The sequence below is a fragment of the Lysinibacillus antri genome, assembly GCF_003977595.1.
Taxonomy (GTDB): Bacteria; Bacillota; Bacilli; order Bacillales_A; family Planococcaceae; genus Ureibacillus; species Ureibacillus antri.
The window spans coordinates 28,272-40,641 of record NZ_RYYR01000015.1 but is presented as its reverse complement, the minus strand read 5'-3'; the positions used below and the strand labels follow the sequence as shown (position 1 = coordinate 40,641).

Below are 12,370 nucleotides of genomic sequence, written 5' to 3'. Positions count from 1 at the left end.
TCCGTTGAAGAAATACTCTTCAACGGATATTTTTATTTACGTAAAGCCCCTAGCTCAGAAACAATTGCTTGCATTTCGCTTGGGCTAAATGAGTTACGCTTCATGACCATTTCATACAAATACATTAAGTCTTCATAGTTATCTTCGGGGAAATCATCAGACCTCATCGCATCAACATTTACCATACGAAGCTTTTCTTTAATTTGTTCAATCATGTACACTACATTTTCTTGATTTGGTTTCGTTAAATCCACTTCATGTCCACCTTTCAATCTATTGGATTTATTCGCAAGTAACGTAAAGCACTGTATAGAGTCGTTTTACGTCCGATAAGCTACACTAAAATTCAGTAAGTAGACAACCCACTGATTTAAAGTTTTCACTTTATCATTTCATTACATATGCATTGTGTCAATATAAAATGTCTCGTCCCTTTAAAGTTAGTCAATTTTTCTATAGAATGGTAATGAATAGAAAAAACGTTTAATCAAATGAATGATTTTAAATTAAAATAGGAGGAAATTATAATGAGTGAAAGTAAATTATTAAAATCAGTTGTAATTGGTGCAGTTGCAGGAGCAATTATTAGTATGTTTGACCGTAAAACAAGGGAACATACAATAGAAACGACTAAAAAAATAAAAGATAAAATGATTTACTATGCGAATAATAGAGAACAACTGCAACAATTAATTGAAGAGAAAGTAGATGAAGTGCAAGAACTGTACGAAAAGGCATCCGAAAATGTAAGTCTGATCGTAAATACAATTGAAGAAGTGAAGGAAATTCCAGAATCCATCCAACATATTGTAAACGATACGAAACAAGCATTTTCTGAACAGAATAAGACGATAAGCGAATAAAGGGGAGTGGGGAAAAATTGCAAGAACAGAAGAAAGCGTCTCAAAATGAAGTACTATCGATCGTAAATACCTTTATTGATCCAGACGTCTCGAAAATCGATGTAACTACAGTAAAAGGCTTCTTTCAAGATTTAATTGTCCGAATGAGAGATGTCGATATTTCCGGAATGGGTGCTCAGTTAGCTTACTTCTTTTTACTTTCTTTTTTCCCATTATTAATTTTTATTGTTACATTAGTTCCTTACTTAGACTTAAAAGAAGAGCATGTATTCGATTTTATTCAAACGATCATGCCGGCAGAAGTATTTATGTTAACACAGGGAACATTGACGGAAATTTTGACAACCCATAATGGTGGGGGACTACTTGGAATCGGGATTGTCGGTACAATTTGGTCTGCATCAAGGGGAGTGAATGCATTAATCAAAACATTAAACCATACGTATGATACGGAAGAAAAATCCGGTATCATCAATCGTGGTTGGTCATTAGTGTTTACCATTGCTCTTGTCGTAGTCATTTTACTTGCATTATTAGTACCTATTTTCGGTCAACGATATGGGTATGAACTTTTTAGTTATTTAGGTGTAGAAGAAACGTTTTCACAAGTTTGGAAATATATAAGTTGGGTTCTACCGCCAACATTAATATTTATTGTACTAGCCTTAATGTATTGGATTATTCCAAATACAGACCCAAGGCTACATCTTATAAGTGTAATTCCTGGGGCTCTATTTTCAACCGTATCATGGGTCATCTTAATTTACGCATTTTCTTACTATGTCAATAATTTTGGTAACTTTACATCAACTTATGGCAGTATTGCAGGAGTTATTATATTAATGCTTTGGCTGTATTTTACAGGAATGATACTAATCTTTGGTGGTTTATTAAATGCTTCCCTACAAAAGAGAAAGCTTGTGAAAATGAGGAAACGAAAACATGCATAATGAACGTAAAGGGGATGTCCAGAAAGCACTACACTTTCTGGACATCTACGTTTCTAATAATAAAATATCGCTAAAAAGCTGTGCTCCTGCGGTAGTAACAATAAATTGTCACTATCCTCGTCGCAAAGGAGCCGTCCAAAATGACTTTTGGACGGCTCCTTTTCTTTTATATATTTCGGTTGAGCATGCGTAATCCATTGAGTATAACTAAGATCGTACTTCCTTCATGGCCGATTACACCAAATGGGAGATCCACTAATTGTAGGAAGTTGGAGATGATTAATAATGCGATGACGCTAATAGAGAAGATGATATTTTGTTTAACAATTCGCTGCATTTTCCTTGATAAACGCACTGCATAGGCAATTTTGGATAAATCGTTTTTCATTAATACGACATCTGCTGTTTCTAATGCAACATCTGTTCCTCCACCCATAGCAATTCCAACTGTTGCGGTTGCAAGGGCAGGGGCATCGTTTATACCGTCTCCAACCATTCCGACATCATGGTACTGGTCTAAATAATCTTTAATATAATTTACTTTTGTTTCTGGTAAACATTCAGCGATATATTCATTCACGCCTGCTTCTTTTGCAATGGTTTTAGCGGTTTTTTCGTTATCGCCTGTTAACATGGCAACATTGATTCCGAGTTCTTTTAAGTTGTTTACCGCTTGTTTTGCTTCATCGCGGACTGTATCCTTCATTGCAGCAAGTAAAGCAATTCCATTTTCATCACGCATGAAAATGACTGTTTTACCCTCTTCGGCAAGTTTTTCCGCTGCATTGTTTGCGAAATGGGACGCTTCGTCACGACCTACAAATTCAGGCTTACCAACGATATAAGATTGATTATGCACAGTAGCTTTTAAGCCCCATCCAGGAACATCTTCAATATCGATCCCTTGCATTGTAGTTATGTTCAACTCTTTGGCATAATGGCTAATTGCTTGAGCTAAAGGATGATTAGATTGTGATTCAATGGAAGCGAGAACTGCAATCGTATCATTTCGATTTAGATTGTCTCTAACAATAATATCGGTTACAACAGGTGTACCAAATGTTAAAGTACCTGTTTTATCGACAGACAATAATTTTAACACACTTAAATGTTCTAAATGAACGCCACCTTTAAAGAGAATGCCGTTTTTCGCACCATTCGAAATGGCAGCGAGTGTTGCGGGCATAACGGAAGCAACAAGGGCACATGGAGAGGCAACTACTAATAATACCATTGCTCGATAAAATGTTGTCGTCCAGTCCCAATCTAGTAAATAGTGGGGTAAAAATAGCATAAGAAGGACGGTTAATAAAACAAATTTCACATAGATCCCTTCAAATTTTTCGATGAATTGTTGGGAAGGTGATTTTTCACTTTGAGCTGACTGTACTAAAGTAATAATCTTTTGGAACATTGTTTCAGAATTTGGTTTCGTCATAGTGATGGTAAGTGTTCCGTTTAAGTTTACTGTTCCTGCATAGACAAAATCTCCAACATGCTTAGTCGTAGGCATTGATTCACCACTAATAGCCGATTCATCAATAGAAGAGCTACCTTTAAAAATTTCTCCATCAGCGGGAATACGTTCGCCTGGCTTGATTAATAGGTGGTCTCCTACTTTTAGGGAAGCTACAGGTACTTTCATTGGTTCAAATCCGCCGCGCACAAGCCATGCTTCTTCAGGCTGCAGTTTCATTAAAGAAGAGATCTCTCGATGGCTTTTATTCATGGCATATGTTTCAAGGGCACCACTTAACGCAAAAATGAAGATAAGAATAGCCCCTTCTGTCCAATAACCGATAATTGCTGAACCAATTGCAGCTAACACCATTAAGAGTTCAACATTTAGATTTTTGTTTTCTATAGTATCTAGAATGCCTTCTTTTGCTTTTGCATAACCCCCGATAATAAAGGCAGTAAGATAAGCAATAACGGCAGCGGTATTTAAGCCACTCGATTCCATACGCCAAGCAAGTAAAATAATTAAGCCGGAAAATACCGCTGCAATTAGCTCACCATGTTCTTTCGTTTTCTCAATTAAACTAATATTTTCTCGATTAGATTGATTCATATAATCCTCCTTTTGATAATGAATTTCACTATCAAAATACTAACAAGTCCTTAATGATAAGTGTTTTCATTTAGTTTATCCTTTAAATTTCATCTTTTATTAATTTATAATAATTATAATATAGACTATGTAATTTGTAAAATCAATATCATTTTTTGGGAAAAATAAAAACACTCGTAAGAATACAAAATTCTTACGAGTGTGAAAAAGTGTTTAATTAGAATACACGCTCTGCATACTGAGAAAGTTTTTCTAATGAAGATTTTTCAACGTCTGCGTGTAATGAGTTACCATGAGAGTCCATTGTAACAACCGCAGTGAAATCTTGAACAGTTAAGTGCCACATAGCTTCTGGAATACCGAATTCCATTAGATCAACGCCATCTACTGATTTAATACAGTCAGCATAGTATTGCGCTGCGCCACCGATTGCATTTAAGTAAACGCCACCATGTTCTTTTAAAGCAGCAAGTGTTTTTGGACCCATACCGCCTTTACCCATAACTGCGCGGATACCGAATTTTTTCATAATATCGCCTTGGTATGGCTCCTCACGAATAGAAGTAGTTGGACCAGCAGCTTTTACTGTCCAGTTACCTTCTTCGTCTTTTGCCATTACAGGACCACAGTGATAAATAATTTGACCATTTAAATCTACTGGTGCATCGTGGCTCATTAAGTGATGGTGAATTGCGTCACGGCCAGTGTACATACGACCGCTAATTTTTACAACATCTCCAACTTTAAGCTCGCGGATTTGTTCCTCTGTAATCGGAGCTTTTAATTCCACTACTTTGTTGTCAGAAGTGTTTTCTGCTTTTTCTTCATCACGGAAAGAGATTCTTTCGCCTTCTGTGTAGTGCCAGTTCATAATTTCGCCCGTTTGAGCATTGATATCAATCGCCATACGACGATAAGCCCAACAGTTATAAGCTACAGAAACGAAGAATGATGCTGGTAGACGGTGCATAACGCCAATTTTACAACCAAGTAATGTCGCTTCTCCACCGAATCCCATTGTTCCTACACCAAACGTATTTGATTTTTCAACAATGTATTCTTCTAATTTTGCTAAGTCTTCGTTAGGGTTTACATCATCAACATGACGGAATAATTGTTCTTTCGCTAAATCGTAACCAGAAGAACGATCTCCACCGATTCCAACACCGATGAAACCAGCAGAACAGCCTTGTCCTTGTGCTTGCCATACAGAGTGAAGGATACATTTACGGATACCATCTAAGTCACGACCAGCACGGCCAAGACCTTCTAATTCACAAGGTAAGCTATATTGGATGTTTTTATTTTCACATCCGCCACCTTTTAAAATTAATTTTACTTCAATGTAGTCTTTTTCCCATTGTTCAAATTTAATAACAGGTAGACCATCACCTAAGTTATCTCCACTGTTTGAACCGCTTAAAGAATCAACCGCGTTTGGACGTAATTTTGCATCTTTTGTAGCTTGTACAATTGCATTTTTAATAACCGCTTTAATTTCTAATTGGTTTACGCCAACTGGAGTTTTTACTTTGAATGTTGGAAGTCCTGTATCTTGGCAAATTGGAGATACATTATCTTCAGCCATTACGATGTTATTCGCAATTGTATCTAAACTCATTGCAGCACGAGTGCCAGCGTTTTCAGCTTCTTTTGCTTTTTTAATCGCACGACGAACATCTGTTGGTAAGTTCGTTGATGTTTCACTTACTAAGTCGTATAAACTTTTTTCTAAAGTTTGTAAATAAGAAGTTGCTACTTGTGACATTAATATATTCCCCCCAGAATATTTAGAAATTTATTTTTTCTCCAAAGACATTATACCTTTTTCGTTAAATTAAAAAAAGAGTGATAGAACCTTAACCTTCAAGAAAAATAGTAAACTATTAAGTAAATATAGACATGAGTGTATCTAATTGGAAAAGTTACAAAGAAAAAATCCAACTATCAGGATGATTACCTAATAGTTGGATGATGTGATGTTTATTCGCCTACAAAACCATTTCGATTATTAAATTGATCCATCTTATCTTCAACATCATCAATGATTTGAATTAGTCGATCAATATCTTCTAAATCTGCAGTTTCTGGATCAATGGCATCGAGTACTTCTACAAAAATTTGAAGACGTTCTTTTAAGTAATTTACTTGCTTATTTTTATCTGTAATTGAATTCGACATAAATGCACCTCTTTCGTCAAATCCATCATAACGAAATAATGGAGAATGTTCAAATATTATGTAGTAGTAATTTTTTAATTAAAAAAATAAAAAATATTTAATTTCTGAATATTTACAACATTAAGATAATATGATACATTGTATACAACAAATAGAAAAGGAGATGGTCGAAAAGCATATGCTCACTTCAATAGGAAAAGGAGGGAGTTTAAACAAGTTTTCGGCTATCCACGTGCCGAACCTGCGTTTATTCAATCAAAAATGGAGTTAATTGATATGTGAAGACCCTAGTGTACATTGAGAGTAGATGTCACTAGGGTTTTTCTATGTAATTTTTAAAGCTATTTAGACATTGTTATGTTAATATAGTACGGAGATTTTGGAATAGAGTAATGTTGGAGGATACGCATGGTTGCAGCACATAGAGATGAACAACGTAGATTTTGGACTTTAATTATTATTGTTTCCATTTCGGGTTTCTCACAGGGAATGTTATTACCTTTAATCTCCGTCATTTTTGAGTCAGACGGCGTATCTACTACGCTGAATGGTTTAAATGCAACGGGTTTATACATAGGCACTCTTTTAATATCACCATTTATAGAACAGCCATTACGAAAATTTGGCTATAAACCAATCATCATTGTTGGTGGGGCAGTAGTATTTCTTTCATTACTGTTATTTCCTTTATGGCAAAATATTATGTTCTGGTTTATTTTACGTTTACTAATTGGGATAGGGGATCATTGTTTACATTTTGCGACTCAAACGTGGTTAACGAGTTCAGCTCCAAAAGGGAATCTAGGGAAAAGTATGTCTATTTACGGCTTGTCTTTTGGTGTAGGGTTTGCAGTGGGTCCGTTGATGGTACCGTTAATCAAGATATCTGAAATGTTACCGTTTATCGTATCATCCATTCTATGTTTAATTGCATGGTCGTTTGTGTTCTTTATTAGTAATGAAAAGCCAGAAGCGTTAAAGGGAGATTCACAGGGAACGAATAGTTTTGGACGCTATAAATTATCGTTTAAATATGCATGGGTTGCATTTTTACCACCTTTTGTTTACGGCGTACTCGAAACTTCCTTAAATGCATTGTTTCCAGTCTATGCATTGAGGAAAGATTTTGATGTTTCTCATGTATCCATTATCCTTGCATCTTTCTCGATAGGGGCGATTATCACGCAAATCCCTCTTGGTATATTAGGTGATCAAGTTGGAAGAAGAAAGGTCATTTTGATTGGATTATTTTTCGGTACCATTCTGTTTGGAGTTGGAAGTCAATTTGAAAGTTCTGAGCTACTAGTTGGTGCGATCTTCTTAGTATCTGGTATGTTCCTTGGTTCGTTATTTTCTCTAGGAATTACGTATATGGCAGACTTAACACCAAAGGATTTATTGCCAACTGGAAATATGCTATGTGCCATCTTTTTCAGCTTAGGTAGTTTAACAGGGCCGTTCATCGGGGGACTATTCTTACAAGTCACTGAAAATATAAGCTTCTTATTATTTATTGCAGTGATTCTATTTATAGTTTACGTAATTGTATACATTGGGAGCAAAAAGTTAGATATACAACAAGTAAGGTAGGGAAACAATTTCCCTATCTTTTTTCTGTTTAATGACGATTTTCTAATATTGAATGAGATTTGGCTAATAATCAAAGAAACTTGACTAATATCAAGCCGAGTTTGGCTAATAATTAATGAAAGTTGGCTAATAATTTGTGGTTTTCTATAATAAAAAGCTAACCCAACAAAAGTGAGTTAGCTTTCTAAAAAATTAAGATAATCTATTTCGATAATCTTCATAGCCAAACTGACGGATGACTTTAACGCCTTCTTCTTCGTTATATAAACAAATGCTTGGTAAGTTTACACCATTGAACATGTGGTTTTTCACCATTGTATAGTGGGCCATGTCAGTGAATACAATTTTATCGCCAGCTTTTAAAGGCGCATCAAATGAATAGTCACCAATCACGTCACCAGCAAGACATGTCATTCCGCCTAAACGGTACGTGTGCGCTTTATCGTTTGGTGTACTTGCGCCGATAATTTGTGGACGGTAAGGCATTTCTAATACGTCTGGCATATGACATGTTGCAGAAGTATCTAAAATGGCAATTTCCATACCATTTTTCACAACGTCAAGTACAGTTGTTACTAAATAACCAGTGTTTAATGCAATTGCTTCGCCTGGCTCTAAAATAACATGAACATCATATTTCTCTTTAATATAGTTAATGATATTCACAAGTTTATCGACATCATAATCAGGACGAGTAATATGATGACCACCGCCAAAATTTACCCATTTCATTTGATGTAAATAAGGACCGTATTTTTCCTCGAAATGAGGGATGATTCGTTCTAATACGTCCGAGTTTTGTTCACACATCGCATGGAAGTGGATTCCCTCAACCCCATCTAGTTCATCTGGACGGAATTGTTCAAATGGAATTCCTAAACGAGAATTTAACGCACATGGATCATACAGTTCTGTTTCAACTTCAGAATAACCTGGATTTACACGTAAACCGATTGATACATGCTTGTCTAAACTTTGTACTTTTTCTTTGTACTTATTTAATTGGTCAAAAGAGTTGAATACGATATGGTCGACATATTTTAAGTATTCATCAATTTCATGTTCCGCATAGGCAGGAGCATAAGCATGAACCTCTTTGCCAAATTCCTCGTAACCAAGGCGTGCTTCAAATAATGAACTAGAAGTGATGCCTTTTAAAAATTGTTTAGCAAGGGGGAAAGTCGAAAACATCGAAAATCCTTTAAGTGCTAATAAAATATCACAACCAGTACGATCTTGTACCGATTTTAAAATTTCTAAGTTACGTGTAAGCAAACGCTCGTCTACTATATAACTAGGAGACGGCACTTGATTCCAATCAATTGCTTTCATTTACTTTGCCTCTTTTTCTAATTCAAGGTCCACAAGTTCTGGGTTATGACTTTCTTGCCATGGAAGACCCCATTTATTTAATGCGTCCATGAATGGATCTGGATTGAATTCTTCTACGTTCCAAACACCAGGTTTTTGCCATTCGCCATTCATTACTAGCATTGCACCGATCATTGCAGGTACGCCAGTTGTATATGAAATCGCTTGGCTACCAACTTCACGGTAACATTCTTCATGATCACAAACGTTATATACGTAGTAAGTTTTTTCTACGCCGTCTTTAATACCACGGAAAATACATCCGATATTTGTTTTACCTTTTGTACGTGGCCCTAGAGAAGCTGGATCTGGTAATACCGCTTTTAAGAATTGAAGTGGTTGGATCATTTGACCTTCAAATTCGATTGGTTCAATTGATGTCATTCCAACGTTTTCTAAAACATTTAAATGCGTAATATATTTTTGAGAGAATGTCATCCAGAAACGGATTTGTTTAATCCCTGTAATGTTTTTCGCTAAAGATTCTAATTCTTCATGATATAGAAGGTACATATCTTTTGGCCCGATTTCTGGGAAGTTATATACTTCTTTGAATTCTAATGGTTCTGTTTCAACCCACTCGCCTTCTTTCCAGTAACGACCATTTGCAGTAATTTCACGAATGTTAATTTCTGGGTTGAAGTTTGTCGCGAATGGATAGCCGTGGTCACCAGCGTTCGCATCTAAAATATCGATGTAGTGAATTTCATCAAAATGATGTTTCAACGCGTAAGCAGAGAATACGCCTGTTACACCTGGGTCAAATCCACTACCTAAAAGTGCTGTTAGTCCAGCTTTTTCGAATTTTTCTTTGTAAGCCCATTGCCATTTATATTCAAATTTAGCAGTTTCAGGTGGCTCATAGTTTGCTGTATCTACATAATGCACACCTGTCTCTAAACATGCATCCATAATTGTTAAGTCTTGATATGGTAAAGCAACGTTAATTACCACATCTGGTTTAAATCCATTGATTAATTCAACAAGTTCTTCGACATTATCCGCATCTACTTGAGCAGTGTGGATAATTGTTTTACCGCCGTCTAACTTTTCTTTTAACGCGTCACATTTTGATTTTGTTCGACTTGCGATCATAATCTCCTCGAACACTTCTGAATTTTGTACACATTTGTGTACCACTACGCTAGCTACACCGCCAGCTCCAATAATCAATGCTTTACCCAATTTTTTATAACCCCCTCAAAGTTACTAGCGCGCAACAAATTTTAAGACGCAACTAGCTATTTTAACGCAATAAAACAGATTATACAGAAATATTTTTTACCTATCAATCATTTTTCGACAAAAGTTTTGTTAAAAATAGCAACTATTTTGTCGCATAGTTCATCTAACAGTTTCTTATTATATAGACTTAACAGAAAGAATAAAAATATTTATCCTTTATGAAGATAATTAAATTAATTTACGAGCGGTTTTCGTGGGTTTACGTGCGAGTTTTTAGGGGATACGAGCGACTTTTCGCGGAATACGTGCGACTTACAATTCAAAATAAAAAGCCATCCTCAAAATTTGAAGATGGCATATCGATCAATTAGTTTTTCAATGTTAACTTCGCTACAACTTCAACCCTTGCTGTTTGCGGGAACATATCGACAGGCTGGATATAGTCGACTTTATAAACTTTCGTTAATTCTTGTAAGTCTTTTGCGAATGTTGATGGGTTACAAGAAGTGTACACAAAACGTTTTGGTTTGATTTTCATGACGGTTTTAATAAAGCTTGGTGCAAGGCCTGTACGTGGTGGGTCTACTGTTACCACGTCTGGGATAAAGCCTTCTCGTTTCCATTTTCCAAGCCATTCTTCAGCCGTTCCTGTGTAATAACGAGCATGATTAAATTTATGGTTTCGTGCGTTTTTCTTCGCGTCATCAATGCTTTCAGGAACTACATCCATACCACGAACTTCTTTAGCATGTGGAGCAAGCCATAGTCCAATTGTTCCAACTCCACAATAAGCATCGACTACTTTTTCTTTTCCAGTTAATGCAGCTGCTTTTTTAATTTCATCATATAAATGGACTGTTTGCTCCGGATTTAACTGGAAGAATGCACGAGAAGATAAATCAAAAGCAAGCTCGCCAAGATTTTCGTGAATCGTTTCTTTACCATGTAAAACAATTGTCTCATCACCAAATATTAAAGAAGTTTTCTCGCGGTTAATATTTTGTGTAATGGATACGATACTTGGGTCAATCTTTAACATACGTTCAATGAGCTCTTCTTTATGAGGTAAATCCTTCCGTGTTGTAACTAAACAAACTTGTGTTTCACCTGTTTTAATACCTGTTCGTACGACGATTGTTCGAACTAAACCATTTAATGATTTACCATCGTAAATAGAGATGTTAAGCTTTTGCAAGATTTTACGTGTCGCTACAGTAATTTTAGATGTTAACGGATGTTGAACGGCACAATCATTAATGTTTAATAATTGATTCGTTCCTTCTGCAAAGAGACCAGCATATACGCGTTTGCCTTCTTTGCGTACTTGGAAGCTACTTTTGTTACGATAATGCCAAGGATTGTCCATTCCCATTGTAGGACGAATATCTACCGTTTCTGCAATTGGTTTTACATATTTCTCTAACGCCTGCACAACCATATCACGCTTTTCTTTTAATTGACCTTCGTATGTAATATGTTGAAGCTGGCAACCACCACATTCGCTATAGATTGGGCAAATAGGCTCCTGACGATCTTTTGAAGCTTTACGAATAGTTAATATATCAGCCTCCGCAAAGTTTCGTTGTATTTTTGAAACTTTTACAGTCACTTCTTCTCCAGGTAAAGCGCCTTTTACAAACACTACGTTACGTTTGTAGAAACCCACACCTTCTCCATTAATGCCTAATCGTTTTATTGTTAACGGAAATTTTTGTCCAACTTCCATTAATACTTTATCACTCAAAGTGTTCACGTCCTTTAATAAGTTCATCTAATCATCTTAAGCCCGGGAGCTGAGTAAAAGCAAGCACAGAAAATATTTCCTAATATACGTCTCTCTATATTGACATTTTACTGTACAGAAATGTTTTTTATAGATAATATTCTGAATTCATGTTATCTTTAATTCTAATTAAATAAAATGTATCCTTCGGGGTCGGGTGAAATTCCCAATCGACGGTGATGAAGTAATTCTAAGCCCGTGAGCTAGTTTTTAGCAGGATTTGGTGCGAATCCAAAGCCGACAGTATAGTCTGGATGGGAGAAGGATGTAAAATGCTATTAAATTTATCATGTTTAATAGTCTATTTTGTTATACAAAAATTTTACATTTAACCTATCGACTCCGAGTTTTATTCGGGGTCTTTTTATTTAGTTGC

The 12,370-nt window shown here is 35.9% G+C and carries 10 protein-coding genes and 1 riboswitch; of the genes, 3 read left to right on the top strand and 7 right to left on the bottom strand.

Annotated elements, in window-relative coordinates; all coding sequences use genetic code 11:
• Positions 1–32: 32 nt before the first annotated feature.
• Positions 33–254: a DUF1128 domain-containing protein gene (locus EK386_RS12045; RefSeq protein ID WP_126659422.1), complete on the bottom strand. Its 222-nt coding sequence runs from the start codon at positions 252–254 to the stop codon at positions 33–35.
• A gap of 273 nt (positions 255–527) precedes the next feature.
• Here EK386_RS12045 and EK386_RS12040 point away from each other — a divergent pair, with 273 nt between their 5' ends.
• Positions 528–863 (top strand): YtxH domain-containing protein, encoded by a 336-nt coding sequence (locus EK386_RS12040; protein ID WP_126659421.1) that lies wholly within the window; start codon positions 528–530, stop codon positions 861–863.
• A 17-nt stretch (positions 864–880) separates the two neighbouring features.
• Positions 881–1,813, top strand: a complete 933-nt coding sequence (locus tag EK386_RS12035; protein WP_126659420.1) for a YihY/virulence factor BrkB family protein — start codon at positions 881–883, stop codon at positions 1,811–1,813.
• A gap of 166 nt (positions 1,814–1,979) precedes the next feature.
• Here the strand turns inward: EK386_RS12035 and EK386_RS12030 are convergent, their stop codons facing one another.
• From EK386_RS12030 to EK386_RS12020, 3 genes are all read right to left on the bottom strand, one after another.
• Complete coding sequence (locus EK386_RS12030) at positions 1,980–3,884, bottom strand: heavy metal translocating P-type ATPase (RefSeq protein WP_126659419.1); 1,905 nt, start codon at positions 3,882–3,884, stop codon at positions 1,980–1,982.
• 217 nt (positions 3,885–4,101) lie between these two features.
• Complete coding sequence (locus tag EK386_RS12025) at positions 4,102–5,652, bottom strand: fumarate hydratase (RefSeq protein WP_126659418.1); 1,551 nt, start codon at positions 5,650–5,652, stop codon at positions 4,102–4,104.
• Between the two features lie 215 nt (positions 5,653–5,867).
• Positions 5,868–6,065 (bottom strand): SE1561 family protein, encoded by a 198-nt coding sequence (locus EK386_RS12020; protein ID WP_126659417.1) that lies wholly within the window; start codon positions 6,063–6,065, stop codon positions 5,868–5,870.
• A 408-nt stretch (positions 6,066–6,473) separates the two neighbouring features.
• Between EK386_RS12020 and EK386_RS12015 the strand changes: the two genes are divergently transcribed.
• Complete coding sequence (locus EK386_RS12015) at positions 6,474–7,655, top strand: MFS transporter (protein WP_126659416.1); 1,182 nt, start codon at positions 6,474–6,476, stop codon at positions 7,653–7,655.
• A 192-nt stretch (positions 7,656–7,847) separates the two neighbouring features.
• Here the strand turns inward: EK386_RS12015 and nspC are convergent, their stop codons facing one another.
• From nspC to rlmD, 3 genes are all read right to left on the bottom strand, one after another.
• Positions 7,848–8,987 carry a carboxynorspermidine decarboxylase gene (nspC, locus tag EK386_RS12010; protein WP_126659415.1) on the bottom strand — a complete coding sequence of 380 codons (1,140 nt, stop codon included), beginning with the start codon at positions 8,985–8,987 and terminating at the stop codon, positions 7,848–7,850.
• Positions 8,988–10,211 carry a saccharopine dehydrogenase family protein gene (locus EK386_RS12005; protein WP_126659414.1) on the bottom strand — a complete coding sequence of 408 codons (1,224 nt, stop codon included), beginning with the start codon at positions 10,209–10,211 and terminating at the stop codon, positions 8,988–8,990. It abuts the gene before it with no gap.
• Between the two features lie 367 nt (positions 10,212–10,578).
• Positions 10,579–11,937, bottom strand: a complete 1,359-nt coding sequence (gene rlmD, locus EK386_RS12000) for a 23S rRNA (uracil(1939)-C(5))-methyltransferase RlmD (RefSeq protein WP_439331234.1) — start codon at positions 11,935–11,937, stop codon at positions 10,579–10,581.
• Between the two features lie 196 nt (positions 11,938–12,133).
• Positions 12,134–12,264, top strand: a riboswitch (FMN riboswitch).
• Positions 12,265–12,370: the final 106 nt, after the last annotated feature.